Origin of the sequence: Mycobacterium sp., assembly GCF_046095365.1 — a bacterium.
Classification (GTDB): domain Bacteria; phylum Actinomycetota; class Actinomycetes; order Mycobacteriales; family Mycobacteriaceae; genus Mycobacterium.
The window spans coordinates 18,355-44,448 of record NZ_JBJTJF010000161.1; the positions used below are offsets into that span (position 1 = coordinate 18,355).

Annotated in this window: 22 protein-coding genes; 9 read left to right on the top strand and 13 right to left on the bottom strand. The window is 70.2% G+C overall.

Going from position 1 to position 26,094, the window contains the following annotated elements:
* Window positions 1-20 precede the first annotated feature (20 nt).
* Complete coding sequence (locus tag ACKOQ4_RS12310; RefSeq protein ID WP_526292186.1) at window positions 21-968, bottom strand: heme o synthase; 948 nt, start codon at window positions 966-968, stop codon at window positions 21-23.
* Between the two features lie 159 nt (window positions 969-1,127).
* Here ACKOQ4_RS12310 and tkt point away from each other — a divergent pair, with 159 nt between their 5' ends.
* The 6 genes from tkt to ACKOQ4_RS12340 are packed head-to-tail and all read left to right on the top strand — an operon-like array spanning window position 1,128 to window position 7,961.
* The gene (tkt, locus tag ACKOQ4_RS12315; protein ID WP_526292188.1) at window positions 1,128-3,215 is read left to right on the top strand and encodes a transketolase; all 2,088 of its coding nucleotides are present in this window, start codon (window positions 1,128-1,130) and stop codon (window positions 3,213-3,215) included.
* 42 nt (window positions 3,216-3,257) lie between these two features.
* A complete protein-coding gene (tal, locus tag ACKOQ4_RS12320; protein WP_526292190.1) occupies window positions 3,258-4,373 on the top strand; it encodes a transaldolase in 1,116 nt (371 codons plus the stop codon).
* Complete coding sequence (gene zwf / locus ACKOQ4_RS12325) at window positions 4,370-5,932, top strand: glucose-6-phosphate dehydrogenase (RefSeq protein WP_526292192.1); 1,563 nt, start codon at window positions 4,370-4,372, stop codon at window positions 5,930-5,932. The genes tal and zwf overlap by 4 nt, the downstream gene beginning before the upstream one ends.
* Before the next feature lie 31 nt (window positions 5,933-5,963).
* Entirely contained in the window at window positions 5,964-6,881 is a 918-nt protein-coding gene (gene opcA / locus ACKOQ4_RS12330) for a glucose-6-phosphate dehydrogenase assembly protein OpcA (RefSeq protein WP_526292194.1), read from the top strand.
* Window positions 6,874-7,620 carry a 6-phosphogluconolactonase gene (pgl, locus tag ACKOQ4_RS12335; RefSeq protein ID WP_526292196.1) on the top strand — a complete coding sequence of 249 codons (747 nt, stop codon included), beginning with the start codon at window positions 6,874-6,876 and terminating at the stop codon, window positions 7,618-7,620. The genes opcA and pgl overlap by 8 nt, the downstream gene beginning before the upstream one ends.
* Window positions 7,621-7,625: 5 nt before the next feature.
* Window positions 7,626-7,961 (top strand): ATPase, encoded by a 336-nt coding sequence (locus ACKOQ4_RS12340; RefSeq protein ID WP_526292198.1) that lies wholly within the window; start codon window positions 7,626-7,628, stop codon window positions 7,959-7,961.
* On the opposite strand, the gene ppc is transcribed toward ACKOQ4_RS12340, so the two are convergent.
* Window positions 7,958-10,765: a phosphoenolpyruvate carboxylase gene (gene ppc, locus ACKOQ4_RS12345; protein WP_526292200.1), complete on the bottom strand. Its 2,808-nt coding sequence runs from the start codon at window positions 10,763-10,765 to the stop codon at window positions 7,958-7,960. The two genes, ACKOQ4_RS12340 and ppc, sit on opposite strands and share 4 nt — an antisense overlap.
* A gap of 30 nt (window positions 10,766-10,795) precedes the next feature.
* Between ppc and ACKOQ4_RS12350 the strand changes: the two genes are divergently transcribed.
* Window positions 10,796-12,466 carry an amidohydrolase gene (locus tag ACKOQ4_RS12350; protein WP_526292202.1) on the top strand — a complete coding sequence of 557 codons (1,671 nt, stop codon included), beginning with the start codon at window positions 10,796-10,798 and terminating at the stop codon, window positions 12,464-12,466.
* Here ACKOQ4_RS12350 and secG read toward each other — a convergent pair.
* Genes secG through gap form a run of 4 tightly spaced genes read right to left on the bottom strand, consistent with a single transcriptional unit; the run spans window position 12,450 to window position 15,818 of the window.
* Entirely contained in the window at window positions 12,450-12,686 is a 237-nt protein-coding gene (gene secG, locus ACKOQ4_RS12355; protein WP_526292204.1) for a preprotein translocase subunit SecG, read from the bottom strand. The two genes, ACKOQ4_RS12350 and secG, sit on opposite strands and share 17 nt — an antisense overlap.
* A gap of 44 nt (window positions 12,687-12,730) precedes the next feature.
* A complete protein-coding gene (gene tpiA / locus ACKOQ4_RS12360) occupies window positions 12,731-13,516 on the bottom strand; it encodes a triose-phosphate isomerase (protein ID WP_526292206.1) in 786 nt (261 codons plus the stop codon).
* 19 nt (window positions 13,517-13,535) lie between these two features.
* Window positions 13,536-14,747 (bottom strand): phosphoglycerate kinase, encoded by a 1,212-nt coding sequence (locus ACKOQ4_RS12365; protein WP_526292208.1) that lies wholly within the window; start codon window positions 14,745-14,747, stop codon window positions 13,536-13,538.
* A gap of 3 nt (window positions 14,748-14,750) precedes the next feature.
* Window positions 14,751-15,818 (bottom strand): type I glyceraldehyde-3-phosphate dehydrogenase, encoded by a 1,068-nt coding sequence (gene gap, locus ACKOQ4_RS12370; RefSeq protein ID WP_526292210.1) that lies wholly within the window; start codon window positions 15,816-15,818, stop codon window positions 14,751-14,753.
* 107 nt (window positions 15,819-15,925) lie between these two features.
* On the opposite strand from gap, the gene ACKOQ4_RS12375 reads away from it, so the two are divergent.
* A complete protein-coding gene (locus ACKOQ4_RS12375) occupies window positions 15,926-16,834 on the top strand; it encodes an oxygenase MpaB family protein (RefSeq protein ID WP_526292212.1) in 909 nt (302 codons plus the stop codon).
* Here ACKOQ4_RS12375 and whiA read toward each other — a convergent pair.
* The 7 genes from whiA to ACKOQ4_RS12410 are packed head-to-tail and all read right to left on the bottom strand — an operon-like array spanning window position 16,831 to window position 24,049.
* Window positions 16,831-17,814, bottom strand: coding sequence for a DNA-binding protein WhiA (whiA, locus tag ACKOQ4_RS12380; RefSeq protein ID WP_526292214.1), 984 nt, complete (start codon window positions 17,812-17,814; stop codon window positions 16,831-16,833). The two genes, ACKOQ4_RS12375 and whiA, sit on opposite strands and share 4 nt — an antisense overlap.
* Window positions 17,805-18,845 (bottom strand): uridine diphosphate-N-acetylglucosamine-binding protein YvcK, encoded by a 1,041-nt coding sequence (gene yvcK / locus ACKOQ4_RS12385; protein ID WP_526292246.1) that lies wholly within the window; start codon window positions 18,843-18,845, stop codon window positions 17,805-17,807. Before yvcK ends, whiA begins: the two co-directional genes overlap by 10 nt.
* Window positions 18,846-18,880: 35 nt before the next feature.
* Window positions 18,881-19,789, bottom strand: a complete 909-nt coding sequence (gene rapZ, locus ACKOQ4_RS12390) for an RNase adapter RapZ (RefSeq protein ID WP_526292248.1) — start codon at window positions 19,787-19,789, stop codon at window positions 18,881-18,883.
* Window positions 19,790-19,800: 11 nt separating this feature from the next.
* Entirely contained in the window at window positions 19,801-21,813 is a 2,013-nt protein-coding gene (gene uvrC / locus ACKOQ4_RS12395; RefSeq protein ID WP_526292216.1) for an excinuclease ABC subunit UvrC, read from the bottom strand.
* 25 nt (window positions 21,814-21,838) lie between these two features.
* Entirely contained in the window at window positions 21,839-22,291 is a 453-nt protein-coding gene (locus ACKOQ4_RS12400; RefSeq protein ID WP_526292218.1) for a PH domain-containing protein, read from the bottom strand.
* A gap of 13 nt (window positions 22,292-22,304) precedes the next feature.
* Window positions 22,305-22,781, bottom strand: coding sequence for a 6,7-dimethyl-8-ribityllumazine synthase (gene ribH, locus ACKOQ4_RS12405; protein ID WP_526292220.1), 477 nt, complete (start codon window positions 22,779-22,781; stop codon window positions 22,305-22,307).
* The gene (locus ACKOQ4_RS12410) at window positions 22,778-24,049 is read right to left on the bottom strand and encodes a bifunctional 3,4-dihydroxy-2-butanone-4-phosphate synthase/GTP cyclohydrolase II (RefSeq protein WP_526292222.1); all 1,272 of its coding nucleotides are present in this window, start codon (window positions 24,047-24,049) and stop codon (window positions 22,778-22,780) included. Before ACKOQ4_RS12410 ends, ribH begins: the two co-directional genes overlap by 4 nt.
* A gap of 634 nt (window positions 24,050-24,683) precedes the next feature.
* On the opposite strand from ACKOQ4_RS12410, the gene ACKOQ4_RS12415 reads away from it, so the two are divergent.
* Window positions 24,684-26,081, top strand: coding sequence for a hypothetical protein (locus tag ACKOQ4_RS12415; protein WP_526292224.1), 1,398 nt, complete (start codon window positions 24,684-24,686; stop codon window positions 26,079-26,081).
* The last annotated feature ends 13 nt before the right edge of the window (window positions 26,082-26,094 follow it).

Sequence of the window (26,094 nt, forward strand, 5' to 3'; positions counted from 1 at the left end):
CCCGCGATGATCCGGACTCCTCATCCGAACAGCAGCGGCAGCGGGATGACCGAGTCGACGGCCAGGGCGCAGAACACCGCGGCCAGATAGTTGTTCGAGTGCAGGAACAGCCGCAGCGGCTTGACCGGATCGCCGCGCAGCACGCCGGCGTGCAGCGTGTGGGCCATGGTCAGGAACCAGGCGCCCGCGGCCGCCGCGACCGCGGCGTACAGCCAGCCCGCCGCCGGAACCAGCGCCAGTGTGGCGCCGACCGTCAGCCAGGTGTAGATGACGACCCGCCGGGTGACCTCGCGTTCGGTGGCCACCACGGGCAGCATCGGCACGCCGGCGGCGGCGTAGTCCTCTTTGTATTTCATGGCCAGCGCCCAGGTGTGCGGCGGCGTCCAGAAGAAGATGATGGCGAACATCGCCAGCGCCTGCCAGCCGATCGTGCCGGTGACCGCCGACCAGCCGATCATCACCGGCATGCAGCCCGCCGCCCCGCCCCAGACCACGTTCTGCGAGGTGCGGCGTTTGAGCAGCAGGGTGTAGACCAGGACGTAGAACGCGATGGTGGCCGCGGCCAGGTGGGCGGAGAGCAGGTTGGTGGTCCACCACAGCCAGAAGAACGACCCGACCGACAGCGCCAGCCCGAACACCAGAGCGTGGCTGCGGGGCACCACCGCGCGGGCCAGCGGCCTGCGCTCGGTGCGCTTCATGACCTTGTCGATGTCGGCGTCGGCGACGCAGTTCAGCGCGTTGGCCCCGCCGGCGGCCAGCATCCCGCCGAACAGCGTGTTGAGGATCAGCACCAGGTCGACGTGACCCCGGTCTGCCAGCAGCATGGCCGGAATCGTGGTGACCAGCAGCAGCTCGATCACCCGCGGTTTCATCAGCGCGAGGTAGCCCAGCGCGGAGCTGCGAAGGTGGCCGGTCGCGGCGTCGGGTCCGCCGGCCTCGCCGACCAGGCGGGTCTCGCGCATCCTCACGGATTAACTCCTCCCGGGCCGGCCGTGGGCCGCCCCAGCATCTACTACACAGGATGGTAGACCGCGACGCAGCCGATTCGGTACTGCACGGCCGATTCCCGGCCTAGGGTGGGCAGCAGTACCGGGCATAGCCAACTCGACCTGTCCAGGAGTGACTTCGTGACCACGCTCGAAGATATTTCCACGCTGACCCAGCCACACCACCCCGGCGACTGGACCGATCTGGACTCCCGGGCCGTCGACACGGTCCGGGTGCTCGCCGCCGACGCCGTGCAGAAGGTCGGCAACGGCCACCCCGGCACCGCGATGAGCCTGGCGCCGGTGGCCTACACCCTGTTCCAGCGGGTGATGCGGCACGATCCCAACGACACCGCCTGGCTGGGCCGGGACCGCTTCGTGCTGTCCTGCGGGCACTCCAGCCTGACGCTGTACCTGCAGCTGTACCTGGGCGGGTTCGGCCTGGAGCTCTCCGACATCGAGGCGCTGCGCACCTGGGGCTCGAAGACACCGGGCCACCCGGAGTACGGGCACACCCGCGGCGTGGAGATCACCACCGGCCCGTTGGGCCAGGGCCTGGCCTCGGCGGTCGGCATGGCGATGGCCTCCCGCTACGAGCGAGGGCTGTTCGACCCGGACGCCGCCCCCGGCGCCAGCCCGTTCGACCACTTCATCTATGTGATCGCCTCCGACGGGGACATGGAGGAGGGCGTCACCAGCGAGGCCTGCTCGCTGGCGGGTACCCAGCAGCTGGGCAACCTCATCGTGATCTGGGACGACAACGAGATCTCCATCGAGCACAACACCAAGATCGCCTTCACCGAGGACACCGCGGCCCGCTACGAGGCCTACGGCTGGCACGTTCAGCGGGTGGACGGCGGCGAGAACGTGGCCGGCATCGAGGAGGCCATCGCCAAGGCGAAGGCCGTCACCGACAAGCCGTCGTTCATCGCCCTGCGCACCATCATCGGCTACCCCGCGCCCACCAAGATGAACACCGGCGGGGTGCACGGCTCGGCGCTGGGCGCCGAGGAGGTGGCCGCCACCAAGAAGGTGCTCGGTTTCGACCCCGACAAGAGTTTCGAGGTCACCGACGAGGTGATCGCCCACACCCGCAAGCTTCTCGACCGCGGCCGCGCCGCCCATCAGGCCTGGCAGTCCGACTTCGACGCGTGGGCCGAGCGCGAGCCCGAACGCAAGGCGCTGCTGGACCGGCTGCTGGCCGGCCGGCTGCCCGACGGCTGGGAGTCCGCGCTGCCGCACTGGGAGCCCGGCTCCAAGGCGGTGGCCACCCGGGCCGCCTCCGGTGACGTCCTGTCGGCGGTGGGGCAGGTGCTGCCTGAGTTGTGGGGCGGCTCGGCCGACCTGGCGGGCAGCAACAACACCACGATGAAGGGCGCGAAATCCTTTGGGCCGCCCTCGATCTCGACCGAGGACTGGACCGCCGACTGGTACGGACGCACGCTGCACTTCGGGATCCGGGAACACGCCATGGGCGCGATCCTGTCCGGGATCGTGCTGCACGGCCCGACCCGCGCCTACGGCGGCACGTTCCTGCAGTTCGCCGACTACATGCGCGGCGCCGTCCGGCTGGCCGCGCTGATGAACATCCCGGCGATCTACGTGTGGACGCACGACTCGATCGGCCTGGGCGAGGACGGTCCCACCCACCAGCCGATCGAACACCTCGCCTCGCTGCGGGCGATCCCCCGGCTGTCGGTGGTGCGTCCGGCCGACCCCAACGAGACGGCCTATGCCTGGCGGGCGATCCTGGAGCGGACCGGCGGCAACGGCCCGACCGGGCTGATCCTGACCAGGCAGGGCGTGCCGGTGCTGGAGGGCACCAGCGCCGAAGGCGTCGCGCGCGGCGGCTACGCGCTCAGTGGCAAGCCGGGAGATGCCGACGTGATCATCATCGCCACCGGCTCGGAGGTGCAGCTCGCCGTGGAGGCCGCCGGGACCCTGGGCGGCAGGAACGTCAAGGCCGCCGTGGTGTCGATGCCCTGCGTGGAGTGGTTCGAGGCCCAGCCGCAGTCCTACCGGGACAGCGTGCTGCCCCCGGGTGTGACCGCCCGCGTCGTCGTCGAGGCGGGCATCGCGCAGAGCTGGCACAAATACGCCGGCGACGCCGGCGAGATCGTCTCGATCGAACGCTTCGGCGAGTCGGCCGACGACAAAACCTTGTTCCGCGAGTTCGGGTTCACCCCCGAGGCGGTCGTGGCCGCCGCGGAACGGGCACTTGGCAACTGACCCCAACCATCCCCCAACCATCGAAGAAAACCAGGAGATCTCATGGCCCAGAATCCCAACCTCGCGGCGCTGTCCGCGGCGGGTGTCTCCGTCTGGCTGGACGACCTGTCCCGCGACCGGCTGCGCTCGGGGAACCTGCAGGAGCTGATCGACACGATGAGCGTCGTCGGCGTCACCACCAACCCGTCTATCTTCCAGGCGGCGCTGTCCAAGGGCACCGCCTACGACGCCCAGGTCGCCGAACTGGCGGCGCGGGGCGCCGATGTCGACGCCACCATCCGCACCGCCACCACCGACGACGTCCGGCAGGCCTGCGACGTGCTGCGCCCGCAGTGGGAGGCCTCCGACGGGATCGACGGACGGGTGTCGATCGAGGTCGACCCGAGGCTGGCCCACGACACCGACAAGACGATCCTTCAGGCCATCGAACTGTGGAAGATCGTCGACCGGCCGAACCTGCTGATCAAGATTCCGGCCACCAAGGCCGGCCTGCCGGCCATCACCGCCGTGCTCGCCGAGGGCATTTCGGTGAATGTGACGCTGATCTTCTCCGTCGACCGCCACCGAGAGGTGATGGACGCCTACCTCGCCGGCCTGGAGGCGGCCAAGGCGGCCGGTCACGACATCTCTAAGATCCATTCCGTGGCCTCGTTCTTCGTCTCCCGGGTGGACACCGAGATCGACAAGCGCCTGGAGGCGATCGGATCCGAGGAAGCGCTCGCGCTGCGCGGGCAGGCCGGCGTGGCCAACGCCCGGCTGGCCTACGCGGCCTACGAGGAGGTGTTCACCGCTCCGCGCTACGCCGCTCTGGTCGATTCCGGCGGCCGGGTGCAGCGCCCGCTGTGGGCCTCGACCGGGGTCAAGAACCCGGACTACTCCGACACCCTCTATGTCACCGAACTGGTCGCCGCCCACACCGTCAACACCATGCCGGAGGCGACGATGAAGGCGGTGGCCGACCACGGCGCGATCCGGGGCGACACCATCAGCGATACGGTCACCGCCTCGCAGGGGGTGTTCGACAGCATCGCCGCGATCGGGGTCGACCTCGAGGACGTCTTCACACTGCTCGAGGACGACGGCGTGATGAAGTTCGAAAAAGCCTGGGAGGAGCTGATCGAGGCAACCCAGGCCCAATTGGACGCCGCCAAGAAATGAGCCCCGAACCGACCTCGGCCACCACGGCCGCCCCGGGCAAATGGCACAACCCGCTTCGCGACAAGCGCGACAAGCGGATGCCGCGTATCGCCGGGCCGTGCAGCGTGGTGATCTTCGGTGTCACCGGGGACCTGTCCCGCAAGAAGCTGATGCCGGCGATCTACGACCTGGCCAACCGGGGTCTGCTGCCGCCGTCGTTCGCCCTGGTGGGCTTCGCCCGCCGGGACTGGGCCGACGAGGACTTCGCCAAGATCGTCTACGACGCGGTCAAGCAGCACGCACGCACCCCTTTCCGCCAGGAGGTGTGGGACCGGCTGTCGGAGGGATTCCGCTTCGTGCAGGGCAGTTTCGATGACGACGCGTCGTTCGCGCGGCTGGCCGAGGCGCTGGAGAAACTCGACGTCGACCGGGGCACCGGCGGCAACCACGCCTTCTACCTGTCGATTCCGCCGAAGTCCTTCCCCGAGGTCTGCGAGCAGCTCAAGAAGTCCGGTCTGGCCTCCCCGAAGGACGGCCACTGGAGCCGGGTGGTGATCGAGAAGCCGTTCGGTCACGACCTGGAAAGCGCCGAAGAACTCAACAAGGTGGTCAACAGCGTGTTCCCCGAGGAGTCGGTGTTCCGCATCGACCACTACCTCGGCAAGGAGACGGTGCAGAACATCATGGCGCTGCGGTTCGCCAACGAGCTGTTCGAGCCGACCTGGAACAGCCACTACATCGACAGTGTGCAGATCACTATGGCCGAGGACATCGGCCTGGGCGGGCGGGCCGGCTACTACGACGGCATCGGCGCGGCCCGCGACGTGATCCAGAACCATCTGCTGCAGCTGCTGGCGCTGACGGCGATGGAGGAACCGGTCAACTTCGGCCCCGAGGAGGTCAAGGCGGAGAAGATCAAGGTCCTCGCGGCGACCAGACTCGCCACGCCGTTCGACCTGACCAGCTCCCGCGGGCAGTACGCGGCCGGGTGGCAGGGCGGGGAGAAGGTGGTGGGCCTGCTCGACGAGGACGGCTTCTCCAAGACCTCGACCACCGAGACGTTCGCCGCGATCACCCTGGAGGTCGACACCCGGCGCTGGGCGGGCGTGCCGTTCTACCTGCGCTCCGGAAAACGCCTGGGCCGCAGGGTGACTGAGATCGCACTGCTCTACAAGCGGGCTCCGCACCTGCCCTTCGATGCGACGATGACCGAGGAACTGGGCCAGAACGCCCTGGTGATCCGGGTGCAACCGGATGAGGGCATCACCATCCGGTTCGGCTCCAAGGTGCCGGGCAGCACCATGGAGGTCCGCGACGTGAACATGGACTTCTCCTACGGGTCGGCCTTCGCCGAGGACTCCCCCGAGGCCTACGAGCGGCTGATCCTCGACGTGCTGCTCGGAGAGCCGTCGCTGTTCCCGGTCAATGCCGAGGTCGAACTGTCCTGGAAGATCCTGGATCCGGTGCTCGAGTACTGGGCCGCCCACGGCAAGCCCGATCCGTACGACTCCGGTTCGTGGGGACCGGATTCGGCCTTCGAGATGCTGCAGCGCTCCGGCCGGGAATGGAGAAGACCGTGATGAGCGGACGTGGAGAGCGGGGTCAGCTGAAGTGATTGTCGACCTTCCCGACACGACGACCAACGAACTCAACAAGCGCATCACCTCGCTGCGCGAGGAAGGCGGCGCGATCACGCTGGGCCGGGTGCTGTCCCTGGTCGTGGCGCCCGACACCGAGGACATCGTCGAGGACGCCATCGAGGCCGCGGTCGCATCCAGCCGCGAGCACCCCTGCCGCGTCATCGTCGTGGTCCCCGGCGACCGGCTGGCCGCCGAGGCGCGGCTGGACGGCCAGTTGCGCGTCGGCGGCGACGCCGGCGCCGGCGAGGTGGTGGTGCTGCGCACCCACGGGCCGCTGGCCGGGCACTCCACCAGCGTCGTGCTGCCGTTCCTGCTGCCCGACACGCCGGTGGTGGTCTGGTGGCCGGGGGCGGCCCCGGAGGTACCCGCAGCAGATCCCCTGGGCCGCTTGGCGATTCGGCGGATCACCGACGCCACCGGGAGTGAGAACCCGTTGGCTACGCTGCGCAGCCGCCTGGCCGGCTACACCCAGGGTGACACCGACCTGGCGTGGAGCCGAATCACCTACTGGCGGGCGCTGCTGGCCTCCGCACTGGACCAGCCGCCCTACGAGCCGATCACCGGGGCGGTGGTCTCCGGCCGGGCCGAGGAACCGGCCCTGGACATCCTGGCCGGCTGGCTGGCCAGCCGCATAGACGGCACGGTGCGCCGGGAGGTCGGCGACCTCAAGGTCGAGTTGCTCCAGCCGAGTCAGACCATCACCCTGAGCCGTCCGCAGGACGGGTCGACCGCCACCCTGAGCCGGACCGCACGCCCGGACGCCCAGCTCCCGCTGGCGCGGCGGGAGACTCGCGAGTGCCTGGCCGAGGACATGCGCCGGCTGGACGCCGACGAGGTCTACCACGAGGCACTGGCCGGCCTCGCCAAGGTGACGTACCCGGGTGGCTGAGGCGAAGGTCGAGGTCGACACCTACCCCGACACCGAGGCCCTGGTGCAGGCAGCCGGTGACCGGCTGGCCGGTGCCATCGCGACGGCCATCGCCGAGCGCGGGCGGGCCACGGTGGTGCTCACCGGCGGCGGCACCGGAATCGGGCTGCTGAAGGTGCTGGGCACCCACCCGGTGGACTGGGAACGGGTGCAGCTGTTCTGGGGCGACGACCGCTTCGTGCCGCACGACGACGACGATCGCAACGAGAAGCAGGCCCGCGAGGCCCTGCTGGACCATGTCGGCATCCCGGCTGCCAACATCCACCCGATGTCCGCCAGCGACGGCGAGTTCGGCGACGACCTGACCGCCGCTGCCCGCGGGTATGAGGCCGCGCTGGCCGATGCGGCCGAAACCGGCGAGCCCACGCCGGTTTTCGACGTGCACCTGCTCGGCATGGGCGGTGAAGGCCACATCAACTCGCTGTTTCCGCACACCCCGGCCGTCCGCGAGACCGGTCGGATGGTGGTCGGGGTGTCCGACTCCCCCAAACCCCCGCCGCGCCGTCTCACGCTCACCCTGCCCGCCGTGCGGCGCTCCCGGCAGGTATGGCTGGTGGTCTCCGGTGCGGCGAAGGCCGACGCGGTCGCCGCCGCGATCGCCGGCGCGGCCCCCGACGACGTGCCCGCCGCCGGAGCCCTCGGTCTGGAGCGGACGATTTGGCGTCTTGACTCCGCGGCGGCCGGCGCACTGTCAGACTGAGTGCCATGGACGAGAAGGCACGCCCCCGCAGCCCGGTCGACCGGATCCGGACCCTGGCACAGGCGGCACTGAACGCCGACGAGACGGTCGACCAGGTCGACCACGTGCTCGACGACCTCGAGGAGAGCCTGGCGGGTCTGAACACCGCGGTGCGCGGACTGGAAGGTTCGCTGGACTACTTCGACAAGACCCTCAGCAGGCTCAACGACACCCTCGGGCAGTTGGAGGGCATCGTCAACCGGGTGGAACGCATGGTCGACGTCGCCGAGTCGGCTATGTCGCCGGTGGTGGCCACCGAGGCCGCCGTCCGCGGGTTGCTCAACGCGATCCGCGGACGTTAGCCGCTGTTCCGCAGGGCTGAGGCCAGCCCGCTCATCGTGAGCAGGATCCCGCGCCTGACCAATTCGCCGTCGTCACCGCGGCGGTACCGGCGCAACAGTTCGACCTGCAGGTGGTTCAGGGGTTCCAGATAGGGGAATCTGTTGAACACCGAGCGGGCCAGCGCCGGATTGTCGGCCAGCAGATCGTCCTGACCGGTGACCAGCCCGTGCATCGCCACGGTCCGCTCGTGCTCGGCGCGGATCATCCCGAACACCCGCTCGCGCAACTCCCTGTCGTCGACGAGTTCGGCGTAGCGCGCCGCCAGACCCATGTCTGACTTGGCCAGCACCTGGGCCATGTTGGACAGCACGGTGCGAAAGAACGGCCACCTGCCGTACAACTCGCGCAGTACGCCCAGGCGCTCCCGGCCGTCCCCGTCGGCGATCCAGCCCTGCAGCGCGGTGCCGGTGCCGTACCAGCCGGGCAGCATCACCCGGCATTGACTCCAGGCCAGCACCCAGGGGATCGCGCGAAGGTCGGAGATCGAGGCGGTGGCCTTGCGATTGGTGGGCCGGCTGCCGATGTTGAGCGACCCGATCTCGCTGACCGGCGTGGACTGCTCGAAGTAGTCGACGAATCCCGCCGTGTGGTGGACCAATTCGGAGTAGGCGTGCCGGGCGCGGGCGGCGAGATCGTCGAGCACCCGGTAGGCCGGACCGGCGCCGGCGCCGAGACCCTCGACATCGAGGAGGGTGGACTCGAGGGTCGCGGCGACCAGGCTCTCCAGGTTGCGATGGGCGATGCGCGGCTCGGCGTACTTGGCCGCGATCACCTCCCCCTGCTCGGTCAGCCGCAGCGAACCGTTGACCGCGCCCGGCGGCTGGGCCAGGATCGCGTCGTAGCTGGGGCCGCCGCCGCGGCCGATCGTCCCGCCACGGCCGTGGAAGAGCCGCAACCGGATCCCGGTCCGGCGGGCCGCTTCCACCAGGTCGAGTTCGGCGCGGTAGAGCGCCCAGTTGGCGGCCAGGTAGCCGCCGTCCTTGTTCGAGTCCGAATAGCCGAGCATGACCTCCTGGGTGCCGTCGCGGGCGGTCACCACGGCCCGGTAGACCGGCACCTCGAGGGCAGCCTGCAGAATCGCCGCGCCGCGCTGCAGGTCGTCGATGGTTTCGAAGAGCGGCACGATGCCGACCGGGGCGTAGGCCGTCCCGGGCGCCGAAAGGTCGAGCAGCCCGGCCTCTTTGAGCAGCAGAGCGGCTTCCAGCAGGTCTGAGACCGACCGGCACATCGAGATGATGTAGGTGGGGACAGCCTCCGCGCCCAGTGTGCCGACCGCGCTGGCCGCCGCGGCGACGATGTCGAGCTCCTTGCGGGCCAGTTCGGACAGCTGGGCACCCGGGCCGACCAACGGCCGGCGAGTGGACAGTTCGCCGGCCAGGACCGCGACCCGCTCGCCCTCGGACAGCGAACGGTAGTCGGGGTGCACTCCGGCCCACGCCAGCAGTTCGGCGACCACCTCTTCGTGGGTCTCGGAGTTCTGCCTCATGTCCAGACCGCACAGGTGGAATCCGAAGGCGTCCAGGGTGTCTCGCAGCCGGGCCAGCCGGTCATCGGCCAGCGCAGCGCTGCCGTGCGTGCGCAGCGACGCGTCGACCACCGCGAGATCGCCGGCCATCTGCCCGGCCGTCCGGTAGGGCGGCAGCCCGAGGTCGAGCACATGCTCGGGCATCCGGTCCAGTATCCCCGCGGCCGTCGCGGTCAGCCGCGCGCGCACCACCCGGACCGCCCGCCGGTAGGGCTCGTCGGCCCGCGCCTCCTCGGTGCAGGACGACGCAAGCTCGTCGAGCGCCCCGTCGACCCGGACCAGCCGTGCCGACATGGACAGCTCGCGCTCGAGCAGGGCGAGTTCGTCGAGATAGTGGGCCAGCGCGGTGTGCGCGGCGCTGCCGGTCGCCAGCGCGACCACCTCGGCGGTGACATTGGGGTTGCCGTCGCGGTCACCGCCGATCCACGAGCCGGGCCGCACGATCGGGCGCTCCAGCAGGCCGGCGTCCGGCCAGCGATCGCGCAGCGCGTCTCGCACCGCGGCGTTGACCCGGGGCACGACGTCGAAGAACGCCGCCGGGTAGTACCGCAGCCCGGACTCGATCTCGTCGGCGACCTTCAGGCGGGACAACCGGATCAGCGCGGTCTGCCAGAGGGTGAGGATCTCGCGGCGCAACTCCGCCTCGATCGGCCTGCCGTCGTCGGTCTCCGCGTGCCCGTGCAGCCGCAGCCGCATCAGCCTGGTGATGTGGTTCTGGGTGTCGAAGACGGTGCGCCGGCGGGTCTCGGTGGGGTGCGCGGTGATCACCGGCGACACCAGCGCCCCGCGCAGCGCGTCGGCCACGGCTCCCGCCGAAAGGCCTGCCGCGTCGAGTTTCCGGTAGGTCGCGGCCAGGGTGCTGTCCAGCGGGGCTTCCCCGGCCGCGAGGTGAATCGCCCTGCGCCGTTCGCGGTGGATGTCCTCGGCTACGTTGGCCAGCAGCGCGAAATGGCTGAACGCCCTGATCACCGGGATCGCCAGCTGGATGTCGATCCCGTCGAACATCGCGGCCAGCTGCGCCCGGTCGATCTCCGAGCGGCGCACCCGGAAGGACTCCACCCGGGCCCGTTCGACGAGTTCGAAGACGGCCTCGCCGTTCTGTTCGCGGACGGTGTCGCCGAGCATGGCGCCGAGCAGCCGGATGTCCTCGCGCATCGGCTCGGTGGCCTCGCGGCCCACCTTGGTGCGGTACACCGAGCCGATGGGGTCCAGGGCGTCGGTGTCGGAAGGGTGCGCCATGGCGTCAAGTATCGGGCAGAATCGCTGCCCATGCCGCGCCCCGCCGTCTTCGTCGCCCGCCGGGTGATCACCATGGATCCCGACAACCCGGACGCCACCGCGGTCGCGGTGTCCGACGGGCGGATCACCGGCGTCGGGGCCGCGGGCGAACTCGACGGCGACATCGACGACACCTTCTCCGAGGCGGTGCTGCTCCCCGGACTCATCGACCAGCACCTGCACCCGATCCTGGGGGCCGCCACCCTGATCACCGAGGTCATCGCGGTCGAGGACTGGATGCTGCCGGACCGGACGTTCCCGGCCGCGCGCAGCGCCGAGGAGTACCGGCGACGGCTGACCGAGGCGGAGCGACGGCTCGCCGCACCCGACGAGTGGCTGTTCTCCTGGGGCTACCACGCACTCTGGCACGGCGATCTGGACCGGGCGGCACTCGACGCGGTCAGCCCCACCCGGCCGATCGTGGTGTGGCAACGCTCGTGCCACGAGTTCTTCCTCAACACCGCGGCGATCACGGCGCTGGGGCTGACCGCCGAGCAGATGGCGGGCAGGGGACCGGCGAGCGGCATGGTCGATTTCGCGGCCGGGCACTGGTGGGAGTCCGGGATGAACCTGCTGCTTCCCTGCCTGGCTCCGGTCCTGATGTCACGCGAGCGGCTGGCTGCCGGGTTGGACCAGCTTGTGGCCTACCTGCACGCCAACGGGGTGACGGCGATCAACGAACCCGGGATTATGTGGGCCGCCGAGCCGTGGGACCTGTACCAGCAGATTCTTGGCGCCGACGAAACACCCTTCGGCTCAACGTTTCTCGTCGATGCCCGTGGCCAGGCCGATTCAGGCCTGGACCCGGCGGCCGCGGTGGCCGACGCCGAGGCGCAAGTCGCGCGGGCCTCGAAAGGCAAGGTCCGCCTACTGCCCAGGCAGGTGAAGTTGTTCGCCGACGGGGCCATCATCAGCCAGCTGATGCAGATGCGCGAGCCCTACCTCGACGACGCCGGCCAACCGGACCTGTGCCATCACGGCGAGTGGATGATGCAGCCCGACGTGTTCCGGGAGTTCGCCCGCGTCTACTGGAATGCCGACTGGCAGCTGCACATCCACGTCAACGGCGACGCCGGCCTGGACCTGGTGCTCGACACACTCGAGCAGTGCATGGCCGAACACCCGCGTGCCGACCACCGCACCGTTATCGTGCACTTCGCCAATTCGGCCGAGGAGCAGATCGACCGGATCGCCGCACTGGGCTGCATCGTGTCGGCCAACTCCTACTACCCGGTGGGCTTCGCCGACAAGTACGCCGAGCACGGACTGGGCGCCGGGCGGGCCGACGCCATGGTCCGGGCGGCGTCGGTGCTGCGCCGCGGTATCCCGTTGTCGCTGCACTCCGATCTGCCGATGGCCCCGGCCGAACCCCTGGCGCTGGCGTCCTACGCGGTGAACCGGCGCACCCCGGCCGGCCGGGTGGCCGGTCCGGAACAGCGCATCAGCGTCCACGACGCGCTGCGCGCGGTAACGGTCGAAGCCGCCTACTCCTGGCGGCTGGAACGCGAACTGGGCAGCATCGCAGTCGGCAAGGCGGCGAACTTCACGGTTCTGGGCGAGGACCCCTACGCGGCGGATCCGGCCCGGCTGGCCGACATCCGGATACTCGGCACGGTCTACGGGGGCCGCTGGTTCCCGGCCGGTGCTAGGAGGTGTACTTGATCAGCAGGGCCGTGCCGACGATCCCGACCAGCCAGATGCCGGTGATGAACAGTGTGAGCCGGTCCAGGTTCTTCTCGACCACGGTGGACCCGGACAGGCTGGACTGAACCCCACCGCCGAACAGCGTGGACAGGCCTCCGCCCTTGGCCCGGTGCAGCAGAACCAGCAGCACGACCAGCAGGCTGGTGACGATCAGCAGGATCCGCAGGGCGAGCATCATGGCGGTCAGCCTACCCGGCCCGGCGGGGGTTTCCGGCGACCGGGTCAGGGCAGAGGGCCGCCGGCGGCCGTCGCCGCCAGGATCGCGAACTGCTCGCCATCCAGCGACGCACCGCCGACCAGCGAGCCGTCCACGTCCGGCTGGAGCACCAGCTCACCGGCGTTCTTGGCGTTGACCGACCCGCCGTAGAGAACCCGAATACCGTCGGCCACCTGGGGCGAGGTCATTCCGGCCAGTTCCGACCGGATGGCGGCGCAGACCTCCTGCGCGTCGGTGGCGCTGGCCACCCGCCCGGTGCCGATGGCCCACACCGGCTCGTAGGCGATCACTGTCTGGGCGAGTTGCTCCTGGGACAGCCCCGCCACCGACCCGCGCACCCTGGCCAGGTTGTAGTCGACGTGCTCCCCGGCCTCGCGGACCTCCAGACGCTCCCCGACGCACACGATCGGGGTGAGCCCGTGCCGGAACGCGGCGGCGGCCTTGGCGGCGACCAGCGCGTCGTCCTCGTGGTGGTAGGTCCGCCGCTCGGAGTGCCCGACGATGACGAACGTGCATCCGAGCTTGGCCAGGAACGCTCCGCTGATGTCCCCGGTGTAGGCGCCGGAGTCGTGCGGTGAGAGGTCCTGGGCGCCGTAGGTCAGCCGCAGCTTGTCGCCGTCGACGAGGGTCTGGACGCTGCGCAGGTCGGTGAACGGCGGGATGACGGTGACGTCGACCTTGTCGTAGTACTTCTCCGGCAGGGCGAAGGCGATCTTCTGCACCAGGGCGATGGCCTCGAAGTGGTTGAGGTTCATCTTCCAGTTGCCCGCGATCAGCGGTTTACGGGACACCACGGGTCTCCTTAGCGGTTCAGTTGAGGATCTCGATCCCCGGGAGCGTCTTGCCCTCCAGGAACTCCAGTGAGGCCCCTCCCCCGGTGGAGATGTGGGAGAAACCGTCCTCGCGCAGGCCGAGCTGGCGCACCGCGGCGGCCGAGTCGCCGCCGCCCACCACGCTGAAGGCTCCCTTGGCGGTGGCGGCGATGATCGCCTCCGCGACGCCCCTGGTGCCCGCGGAGAAGGCCGGGAACTCGAAGACCCCCATCGGGCCGTTCCAGAAGATGGTGCGGGCGTTGGACAGCAGGGCGGTGAACCGCTGCACCGACTTGGGCCCGATGTCCAGGCCCATCTTGCCGGCCGGGATATCCCGGACCGCAACGGTTTCCGGCGGTGAATCGGCCTTGAACTCCGAGGCGACGACGACGTCGACCGGCAGGTGGATCACGTCGCCGTACTCCTCGAGCAGCCCGCGGCAGGTGTCGAGCATCCCGTCCTCCAGTAGCGACTTCCCCACCGGGATGCCTTGGGCGGCAAGGAATGTGAAGCACATGCCGCCGCCGATGACCAGACTGTCTGCCTTGCCGGCAAGGTTCTCGATCACGGCGAGCTTGTCGGAGACCTTCGACCCGCCGAGCACCACCGCGTAGGGGCGTTCGCCGGCCTTGGCGAGCTGCTCGAGAACCTTCACCTCGGCCGCCACCAGGGTTCCCGCGTAGTGCGGCAACAACGTGGCCACGTCGTAGACCGAGGCCTGCTTGCGGTGCACCACGCCGAATCCGTCGGAGACGAATGCCCCGTCATCGCCGACGAGTTCGGCCAGGCCGGCGGCCAGGGCCCGGCGTTCGGCGTCGTCCTTGCTGGTCTCGCGAGGGTCGAATCGGATGTTCTCCAGCAGCAGGATGTCGCCGTCGGTCAGGCCCTCGGCGCGGGCCAGTGCGTCCGCGCCCACCACGTCGCCGGCCAGTTGCACGTGCCGGCCGAGCTTCTCGCCGAGCACCTCCGCCACCGGCGCCAGCGAGTACTTCGGCTCGGGGCCGCCGCTGGGCCGGCCCAGGTGCGCGGTGACGACGACCTTGGCGCCCGCGTCCGAGAGCGCCTTGAGGGTGGGCACCGAGGCGTCGATGCGGCCGGTGTCGGTGACGGCGCCGTGCTCGTCGAGCGGGACGTTGAGGTCGCAGCGCACCAGCACACCGCGACCCCGGACACCGTCTGCGAGCAGGTCGGCGAGGCTCTTGACTGCCATCGGCTACAGCGACTTGCCGACCAGCGCGATGAGGTCGATCAGGCGGTTGGAGTAGCCCCACTCGTTGTCGTACCAGGACACCACCTTGGCCTGGTTGTCGATCACCTTGGTCAGACCCGAGTCGAAGATCGAGCTGTGCGGGTCGGTGACGATGTCACTGGAGACGATCGGGGCGTCGTAGTACTTCAGGATGCCCCGCATCGGACCCTCCGCGGCGGCCTTGAGCGCGGCGTTGATCTCCTCCACGCTGGCCGACTTCTTGAGCTCCACGGTCAGATCGGTGACCGAGCCGGTGGGGATCGGCACCCGCAGCGCGTAGCCGTCGAGCTTGCCCTTGAGCTCGGGGAGCACCAGGCCGATGGCCTTGGCCGCCCCGGTCGAGGTGGGCACGATGTTCAGCGCGGCCGCCCGCGCGCGGCGCAGGTCCCGGTGCGGGGCGTCCTGCAGGTTCTGGTCCTGGGTGTAGGCGTGGATGGTGGTCATCAGGCCGCGTTCGATGCCGAAGGTGTCGTTGACCACCTTGGCGAGCGGCGCGAGGCAGTTCGTGGTGCACGATGCGTTGGAGATGACGTTCTGGCTGCCGTCGTACTTGTCGTCGTTCACACCCAGGACGATGGTGATGTCCTCGTCCTTGGCCGGTGCGGAGATGATGACCTTCTTCGCGCCCGCCTCCAGGTGCCCCCGGGCGCGGGCGTCGGTGAACAGCCCGGTGGACTCGACCACCACGTCGACCCCCAGCTCGCCCCACGGCAGGGCGGCCGGTCCGTCCTTGATCTCCAGCGCGCGCACCTTCTGGCTACCGATGACGAGGTAGTCGCCGTCGACGACCACTTCCTCGGACAACCGGCCCAGGATGGAGTCGAACTTCAGCAGGTGGGCCAGGGTGGCGTTGTCGGTGAGGTCGTTGACCGCGACGATCTCGATGTCGGCTGCCTTGCCCTCCGCCCACTTGGGGAGCCCGAGTTCCTGGGCCATCCGCCCCATCGCCTCGATCTTCTTGCGTGCGGATAGGGCCCGGTAGAAGTTGCGCCCGATGCGCCCGAAACCGTTGACGCCAACCCGGATCGTCACGTTGTCTCCTCCAGTTGCTTCGCGGATGCCACCGGCCAGCCTAGTGGGCGGGATCGTCGGGGCGGGTCGGAACCAGAACCTTCCCGGGGCGGGCGTACCGTCGGAGTATGAGCCTGGCCAGAGCGCTGCCGCTGCCCGTCGATCTCGACGTCGGCAAAGTCCGGGAACGCCTGGGTGAGGGTTTGTTCGCGATGGTCGCCGGGCCGGAGGGACCGCGCAACCGGGAGCGCATCCACGGTGCGCCCGGGCCCCGCTGGTTCGGACCGGACCGGCCGATACGCCAGGTGAACGCCGACGCCGCGATGTTCGTCGGCGGCCTGCGAGCCCTGCTGCTGCAGTCGCTGCACCCTCTGGCGATGGCCGGGGTCGCCCAGCACTCCGACTACCGCGGCGACCCGTGGGGCCGGCTCCAGCGCACCAGCACCTTCCTGGCGGTCACCACCTTCGGCACCGCCCGCGACGCCCAGCGCGCGGTGGACAAGGTGCGCGGCATCCACCGGCGGGTGCACGGCACCGCCCCCGACGGCCGGGCCTACCGCGCCGACGATCCGCACCTGCTGGAGTGGGTTCACATCGCCGAGGTGGACAGCTTCATGACCGCCTACCAGCAGTACGGGGCCAGGCCGCTGGACCAGGCCGGCCGCGACGCCTACGTCGCCGACAGCGCGCGGGTGGCGTCCGCACTCGGCGTGAAGAAACCGCCGCGCACCGAATCCGAACTGCGCGAACGCATCCAGGCCTACCGGCCCGAGTTGCGCAGCACCGAGGCCGCCCGGGACGCGGCCCGCTTCCTGCTGATCACTCCACCGCTGCCGTTGCTCGCGCGCGGGCCCTACGGGGTGCTGGCCGCCTCGGCGATCTCGATGCTGCCGGCCTGGGCCCGGTTGCCGCTTCGGCTGCCCTACCTGCCGCCGGTAGAGGCGACGGCGATCCGGTTCGCCGGCCGGGTGCTCGTCGGCGGAATCCGCTGGGCGCTGACCGCCAATCCGGTGCCGGCGCCGGAGCCCTCGAGCTAGGCGTCCTCGAGCAGGTCGGGGGTCACCGCCGATTCGGTGTCGGGGATGCCGTCCTGCTTGGCTTTGCGGTCGGCCATCGACAGCAACCGCCGGATGCGTCCGGCCACAGCGTCTTTCGTCATCGGCGGGTCGGCGAGCCGGCCCAGTTCCTCCAGCGATGCCTGCCGGTGCTCCACCCGCAGCCGGCCCGCGTTGGCCAGGTGATCGGGCACCGTGTCGGCGAGGATCTCCAGAGCGCGTTCCACCCGGGCGGCCGCGGCGACCGCGGCGCGCGCCGACCGCCGCAGATTCGCGTCGTCGAAGTTGGCCAGCCGGTTGGCGGTGGCGCGCACCTCGCGCCGCATCCGCCGCTCCTCCCACACCAGCCGGGTGTCCTGGGCCCCCATCCGGGTGAGCAGCGTGCCGATGGCCTCACCGTCCCGGACCACCACCCGGTCGATGCCGCGCACCTCCCGGGCCTTGGCGCCGACCCCCAGCCGGCGGGCTGCGCCCACCAGCGCCAGGGCCGCCTCCGGACCCGGGCAGCTCACCTCCAGCGCCGAGGACCGGCCCGGTTCGGTCAGCGAGCCGTGCGCCAGGAAGGCGCCCCGCCAGGCGGCCTCGGCGTCGGCGATGGAGCCGCCCACCACCTGGGCGGGCAGCCCGCGCACCGGCCGGCCCCGCATGTCCAGCAGCCCGGTCTGGCGCGCCAATGCCTCACCGTCCTTGGCCACCCGCACCACGTAGCGGGTGCTCTTGCGAATTCCGCTGGCGGACAGCACATGTACGACCGAGGCGTAGCCGTAGAGATCGTGGATGTCCTTGCGCAGGCGCCGGGCGATACTGCCCATGTCGACCTCGGCTTCGACGACCACCCGGCCCGAGACGATGTGAAGCCCGCCGGCGAAGCGCAGCAGCGATGCCACCTCGGCGCGCCGCGCGCTGACCGAGTTGATCTGCAGACGGCTCAGCTCGTCTTTAACCTCGGCGGTCATCGCCACGGTCGCTCACCTCCCGGTCCGTCTCGGTGTTGGGCGGCGGCGCCCCGTGGTGGGACGGCAGTCGGCACCGTCGTCGTCGGAGGCTCCGCACCCCTCGAGCGCACCGCCTCCAGCACCGCGGCCAACTTCGCCGGGTCGTGCAAGGCCGTACCGGGCCTGGACACGTCGGCGAAGGTGACTTCGGCCTCCAACACGCCGGCGGTGCGGCGGAGTTGGTCGCGCTCGCGCTGCGAGGGCACGCGAGACACGTCGACGATAATGTCATGAACGGTGAAGCCGGGGGCGTGCTGGGCCAAAACGTGCAAATGCCGTTCGGCTGAGAAGCCGGCCGTCTCACCCGGTTCGGCGGCGAGGTTGAGCACCACGGCCCGCCGGGCCGGAGTCGCGTTCAGCGCGGTGGCCAGCCCGGGGACCAGCACATGGGGAATCACGCTGGTGAACCACGACCCCGGTCCGAGCACCACCAGATCCGCCGCCAGTACCGCGTCGACGGCCTGGCGGGTGGCCGGCGGGTCCACCGGCAGCAACCGGACCCGCCGGACCTTGCCCGGCGTGGTCGCGACCGCGACCTGACCCCGGATCACCCGGCTCATCCGGGGGTCGCCCTCCAGTCCGGCGACGTCGGCCTCGATCTGAAGAGCGACCGGGCACATCGGCAGCACCCGGCCCTTGACCGCCAGCAGCCGGCCGAGTTCGTCGAGGGCTGCCACCGGGTCGGCCAGCACCTCGTTGAGGCCGGCCAGCAGCAGATTGCCGATCGGATGGCCGGCCAGCGCGCCGCTGCCGCCGAATCGGTGCTGGATGATGGTGGCCCACAACCGGCCGTGCGGACTGTCGGATGCCAAGGCCGCCAACGCCATCCGCAGGTCACCGGGCGGCACGATCTCGAGTTCGGAGCGCAGGCGGCCCGACGAGCCGCCGTCGTCGGCGACGGTGACCACCGCCGTCACATGCGGGGTGAGCCGCCGGGCCGCCGACAGCGTCGCGTAGAGACCGTGGCCGCCTCCCATCGCAACGATCCGCGGTGCGATGCCCACGGTTCCCTCGACGCTGAATTCCGGATAGGTCATTCGCGCCCCAGATCGCGGTGCAGGACCCGGACCGACAACTGGCGGTTCTCGCCGAGCAGGCCGGCCAGCGCCTCGGCGATCGCGACACTGCGGTGTTTTCCGCCGGTGCAGCCGATGGCCACCGTCATGTAGCGCTTCCCCTCCCGCAGGTATCCCTCGGCCACCAATTTCAGGAGTCGATGGTAGGTCTGCAGGAACTCCGTCGCCCCGGGTTGGGCGAGCACGTAGTCACGCACCGCGGGCGACTGCCCGGTCAGCGGGCGCAGTTCGTCGACCCAGTGCGGGTTGGGCAGGAACCGGACGTCCATCACCATGTCGGCATCCATCGGCAGGCCGTACTTGAATCCGAAGGACTCCACCGTGACCGCCGTCTGCGCGACGGTCTCACCTCCGAACGCGTTCTCGATGCCCGCCCGCAGTGCCGGCACCGACAGCGCCGTGGTGTCGATGATCAGGTCGGCTCCCGCGCGCACCGGGGCCAGCATGGCCCGCTCGGCGGCGATGCCCTCGGCCAGAGTCTGATTGCCCTGCAGCGGATGACTGCGCCGGTTGTTCTCGTAGCGGCGGACCAGGATCTCGTCGGAGGCCTCCATGAACAGCACCCGCGGGGTGATGTTGCGGGTCGCCAGGTCCTTGCGCACCGCGTCGAGGTCGCCGGTGAAGCCGCGGGAGCGGACGTCCATCACGACCGCCAACTGGGTGATGCGAGACCCGGCAGCCAATCCGAGATCGACCATCCGGGCGATCAGTTCCGGAGGCAGGTTGTCGGCGACATACCAGCCGAGATCCTCGAGCACCTTGGCGGCGGTGCCCCGGCCGGCGCCGGACAGTCCGGTCACGAGCACGACGTCGATGCCCGAACCGCCATCGCCCCGCGCCTCGTCGGGGACACCGTGTTCGGTCATCGGAAGCTCAGTCATGGGGATTGCTGAGCATCATCGCCCACCGCGCTCGCAGGTGCATCGGAAGTGGCTGGATCCGCGGCCGCGCCACCGAGGGCCTCGAGGACCGCCGCGGCCGTCGCGGCCCCGATGCCGGGAACCTCGGTGATCTCCTCGACGCTGGCCCGGCGCAGCCGTGCCAGCGAACCGAAGTGGGTGACCAGCGCGCGGCGCCGGGTCTCCCCCAGCCCGCGCACGGAGTCCAGAGCCGAGGCCGTCATCCGCTTGGACCGCTTGCTGCGGTGGTAGGAGACGGCGAAGCGGTGCGCCTCGTCGCGGACCCGTTGCAGCAGATACAGACCCTCGCTGTTGCGCGGCAGGATCACCGGGTCCGGGTCACCCGGCACCCAGACCTCCTCGAGTCGCTTGGCCAGACCGATGGCCGCGACGTCGGTGACACCCAGTTCGTCGAGCACCGCCTGGGCGGCGTTCACCTGCGGGGCACCGCCGTCGACGACGAAGAGGTTGGGCGGATAGGCGAACCGGCGCGGCTTGTCGGCATCGCCGGTCCCGGCCTCGTCGCCGGGGCGGCGGTGCCGCAGGAACCGCCGGCGGGTGACCTCCGCGATGGACGCCACGTCGTCGGATCGGCCGTCCCCGGCGGCCTCCCGGATGGCGAAGTGCCGGTAGTCGGACCTGCGCGGCAGACCGTCCTCGAAGACCACCAGCGAGCCGACCACGTCGGTGCCCTGGACATGGCTGATGTCGATGCACTCGATGCGCAGCGGGGCTTCGGCCAGGCCGAGGGAGTCCTGAATGCTCTGCAGGGCAGCCGATCTCGCGGTGAAGTCACCGGCCCGCTTGAGCTTGTGCTGCTGCAGCGCCTCCTGCGCGTTGCGGTGCACGGTGTCGGCCAGTGCGCGCTTGTCGCCGCGTTGCGGAACCCGCAGCGCCACCCGGGAGCCGCGCAGGCCGGACAGCCAGGTGGTCAGTTCCCCGGCATTGGCCGGCAGGCAGGGAACCAGCACCTCCCTGGGCACCGGATTGGCCGATTCGTCCGCGGCGCCGCCGGGATCGGCCCCGGGCGGGCCGCCCAGTTCGGCTTCGGAACCGTAGAACTGGGTGAGGAACTGCTCGACCAGCGCCGACTGGGTGGAGTCACCGGGGTCTCCGGGTTTCTCGACGATCCAGCCGCGCTGACCGCGCACCCGGCCGCCCCTGACGTGGAACACCTGGACCGCGGCCTCCAGGGCGTCGTCGGCGAAGGCGACCACGTCGGCGTCGGTGCCGTCGCCGAGCACCACGGCCTGCTTCTCCAGTGCCCGGCGCAGCGCACCCAGGTCGTCGCGCAGCCGGGCTGCCCGCTCGAAGTCCAGTTCGCCGGCCGCCGCCGTCATCTGGCGCTCCAGGTCGCGGGCGAACCGGTCGGTGCGGCCGGACAGGAAATCACAGAAGTCCAGCACGATCCGGCGGTGCTCCTCGGCGCTGACCCGGCCGACGCAGGGCGCCGAGCACTTGTCGATATAGCCGAGCAGACACGGCCTTTCGATCTGGCTGTGCCGCTTGAAGACTCCGGCCGAGCAGGTACGCGCCGGGAACACCCGGGTCAGCAGGTCCAGTGTCTCCCGGATCGCCCAGGCGTGCGAGTACGGCCCGAAGTAGCGCACGCCTTTGCGGCGCGGACCCCGGTAGACCATCAGGCGCGGGTACTCCTCGTTGAGCGTGACGGCGAGCACCGGGTAGGACTTGTCATCGCGATAGCGGACGTTGAACCGCGGGTCGAACTCCTTGATCCAGTTGTACTCCAGTTGCAGCGCCTCGACCTCGGTGGTCACTACCGTCCACTCGACCTTCGCGGCGGTGGTGACCATCTGGCGGGTACGCGGGTGCAGGCCTGCGATGTCGGCGAAATACGACGTGAGCCGACTGCGCAGGCTCTTGGCCTTGCCGACGTAGATGACCCGGCCGTGGGCGTCTGAGAACCGGTAGACCCCCGGCTCGATCGGGATCGACCCGGGAGCCGGCCGGTAGGTCGCGGGATCGGCCACGCCCAGTAGGTTAGTACCGCGCGGATCAGTCGAGGTCGGGCCGGTAGCGCGCCATCAGGGCGCGAACCGTCTCCATCGCCTCGACCGCGCGCTGGCGGTCGGCCAGCTGGATGGCCAGCACCGGGACGTACTCGTATGCCTGCAGGTCGACCCGGGCCCAGCGCTTGCCGGGCGGAAAGGTGAAGTCAACCACCTCCGGCCACGGAATCAGCCTGTCGTCGAACACGTTTCGCACCGACAGGCCGGCCCGGCCGACTCGCAGCCGCGGCCGGCCGAGCACGAACGCGATCACCCCGGCCAGGGCGAAGGCCAGTCCCGCCATGGCGATCTGGTCGGCAACCCGCAGAATCGCCCCGGATGTCCGGTTGTTGAGGATCGCCACCACGATCCCGGTCAGTGCGATCAGGGCGGCCAGCACATAGGCCGCCCGCGGGACCACTCGCGGCCTGAACTCGGCGTCCCACTGCCCTTCGGTCATGCCCGCAGACGGCTCATGCCCGCAGATGACGAAGTGTGAGCGCGGTGGACAGCGCGGCCGCACATGCCTGGGCACCCTTGTCCTCCGCCGATCCGGGCAGGCCGGCGCGGTCCACGGCCTGCCTCTCGTTCTCGGTGGTGAGCACGCCGTTGGCGACCGGGGTGGCGGCGTCCAGTGAGACCCTGGTCAGTCCCTGGGTGACCGCGTCGCAGACATAGTCGAAATGCGGCGTCTCGCCGCGGATCACCACCCCGAGTGCCACTACGGCGTCGTGACTGCCCGCCAATTCCTGTGCGACCACGGGGATTTCGATCGCGCCGTGCACCCGCACCACCGTGGGGTCGGCGATTCCACAGTCCCCGGCCACCCGGCGGGCGCCGTCGAGCAGGGCGTCGCAGATCCGCGGGTGCCAGGTGCTGGCGACGATGGCGAGCCGAAGGCCCGAGGCGTCCATTTCCGGAACCTCGGGAACACCCGAGGCGCCGCTCACAGGGCGCCGCCGAACTCACCGGGCCGTCCGCCGTCGTAATCCTCCAGGCCGGAGAGCTCGTGACCCATCCGGTCGCGCTTGGTCTTGAGATAGCGGATGTTCTCGGAGGTGGCCCGGACCGGAAGCGGCACCCGCTCGACGACCTGGAGTCCGTATCCGTCCAGACCCACCCGCTTGGCGGGGTTGTTGGTCAGCAGCCTCATGGTGCGCACCCCGAGGTCGACCAGGATCTGCGCGCCGATCCCGTAGTCGCGGGCGTCGGCGGGCAGACCGAGTTCGAGATTGGCGTCGACGGTGTCGGCGCCGGCGTCCTGCAACTGGTATGCCTGCAGCTTGTGCATCAGGCCGATGCCCCGGCCCTCGTGACCCCGCATGTAGAGCACGACACCGCGGCCCTCGTTCGCGACCAGCTCGATGGCCGCGTCCAGCTGTGGACCGCAGTCGCAGCGCCGGGAGCCGAACACGTCTCCGGTCAGGCACTCCGAGTGCACCCGGACCAGCACGTCGCGCCCGTCGTTCTGCGGCCCGGCGATGTCCCCGCGCACCAGGGCGACGTGTTCGACCTGCTCGTAGATGCTGGTGTAGCCGACGGCGCGGAACTCGCCGTGGCGGGTCGGGATGCGCGCCTCGGCGACGCGTTCGACGTGCTTCTCGTGCTTGCGGCGGTACTCGATGAGATCGGCGATGGAGATCAGCGCCAGCCCGTGCTCGTCGGCGAACACCCGCAACTCGTCGGTCTGGGCCATGGCGCCCTCGTCCTTCTGACTGACGATCTCGCAGATCGCCCCGGCCGGCTGCAGGCCGGCCATCCGGGCCAGGTCGACGGCGGCCTCGGTGTGGCCCGGCCTGCGCAACACGCCGCCGTCCTTGGCGCGCAACGGAACCACATGGCCCGGCTTGGTGAAGTCGGCGGCGGCACTGGACGGGTCGGCCAGCAGACGCATCGTGGTCGCGCGGTCCGACGCCGAGATGCCGGTACCCACGCCCTCCCTGGCGTCGACGGTGACGGTGTAGGCGGTCCCGTGCTTGTCCTGGTTGACCGCGTACATCGGAAGCAGGCCGAGCCGGTCGCAGATCGCTCCGTCGAGTGGCACACACAGATAACCGGAGGTGTAGCGGACCATGAAGGCGACCAGTTCCGGGGTCGCCTTCTCGGCGGCGAAGATCAGGTCGCCCTCGTTCTCGCGATCCTCGTCGTCGATCACGACGACGGCCTTGCCCGCAGCGATGTCGGCGACCGCCCGTTCGACGGTGTCCAGTCTCGTCATCGGGGTGCCGCCTGCCGGTTTCCTGGTAGTTAGATGGTGTTCCCAGTATGAACCACGCGGACGGGGCACCCGAACGCCGTCCTGACGGGTCCGGCCGCCGGCGAGCCGGTTCGGCTGTTCAGCCCTGGTAATCTGCCGTAACGGTCGGCTGATTCCCGGGGGTGTGGTGCGCGCTTCGAAGTCGACCCGTCACATGCGGCGGCTTGCCGCCGTTGCCGGTCTCGGTGTCGCGCTGTGCACCGGCGGAGGCGTCGCCGCCGCCGACGACGGCACCCAGAACGCGCCGGCGAAGCCCGATCGCGCGGCGAACGCGGCCGCACCGGTCCCGTCCGGACCGGGACGGGGTCACGCTGCCCGCCGGCAGGCCGCGAGAGTGCCCGCGGCCGACGCGACGCCGGGGCCACCGCGCCCGGCGTCGTCAACCGGGATCGGCCGGCGCACGACCGACGGGCCTCTGCGCCGGATCTCGACGGGTCCGAAGAGGGCCTCTCCCGTGCGGACCGCGCCGAACCCGGCGAAGCCCTCGGCGGACCTCGGGCGCCCGCTCCCGGCGGCGCCGCCCGCGGACGCGGCGCGGCCGAGCAGGAGCGCCCATCGGCTGGCTCCCGCGACGAACCCCCTGACCACTGCCACCGTGGTAGGCACGGCCCTGACGAACGTGATCCAGTTCGGGGTGCTGCTGACGGTCTCCGCCCTCAGCGCCGCTCCCCCGGGTCCGTTCACCGCCACTCCGGCGTTGCGCCTCAACGGTTTCGACATCGTCCCCGCTTCCACGGCGCAGGTCACGTCGCTCTACGGGCGGTGGGCGTACATGCCGGGCGCACCGGGCTTCATTCAGGGCCGGCAGAACTTCAGCGTCGTCGACCCGAAGACCGGCGCCACGGCGGGGAACTTCGACGCGCTGGTGAGCCGAGGTAACGGGATCGGTTACACACAGTTGCTGGTGACGTCGACCGGCGGCGCCGCCGACGGGCCGGTCCCGCCGGTCGGATCGCTGATCAGCAGCCTGCGACTGGGGCCGGTCGGGTTCTCCCACTCAGCCCTGCCAACCCCGTCGGGCAACGCGGTGTCGTTCAAGATCACCACACCGTTCGGCGAGGCCCCGGTGCCCTTCCCGTTCGACAACGCCAAGGGAATCGGCGACCGCACGGTGGACAACCGTCCGATGCGGCTCGGCAACGGCTACAGCATCGCCCCCGCGGACCCCGCCGGTGAAACCATCACCGCGACAAGCGGAATCATGCCGGGGTTCATGACCGTTCAGGGCAATCAGGTCTTCAGCGTCTACGATCCGAGCGGGCACCCGGTCGGCAGTTTCGACGGGGTCTTCACCACCACCTCCGATCTGTTCTTCTACACGCAAGCCGTCATGGTGACCGCCAACGAGGGGGTCAATGTCGGCTCCCTCCCCGGTCAGGTGCCCCCGGTCGGGTCGGTGTACAACGTCATCTACTTCGGCGCCGACGATCGCTTCCTGCTCTACTCGGCGCTGCCGGCCCCCGATGGCGCGGACGTCTCGGTGATCAGGTCGGACCGGGGCACGGTGACCGCCAGTGCCCTCACCCTGATCGACGCGACGTCACGGCCGGACATGCCGCTCTCGGGTGTCGGCGGGGTCCGGTTCGTTCCGGTGTCCGAACTGAAACCGACCGGCGTGAACGGACTTCCGCCCAGGGAGGTCGAGATTCAGGGTGACCAGCAGTTCGACGTCTACGGATCGGCCGGGGCAAGGATCGGGACCGTCGACGCCGACGTGTTCACCCAGTGGGACGCGTTCGGCGTGCACAGCACCGCACTGCTGATCACCCGAGTCGCCCAGGGCGGCGACGACGTTCCGCCCGCCGGGTCGATCTTCAACTTCGTCAGGTCCGATCGCGGCGGATTCGGCTCCGCGCACTCCACCGTTCCACGGCAGTCCGGAAACCTGACGTCGTTCACTCTCGTGACACCGTGGGGGGACGTCCCGATGCCCGCCACGTTCGTTCCCGTGGGACGCCGCACGCCCGTCGTGTTCAACAGCCCCTTCGCTTAAGTCGGGGCAGTGA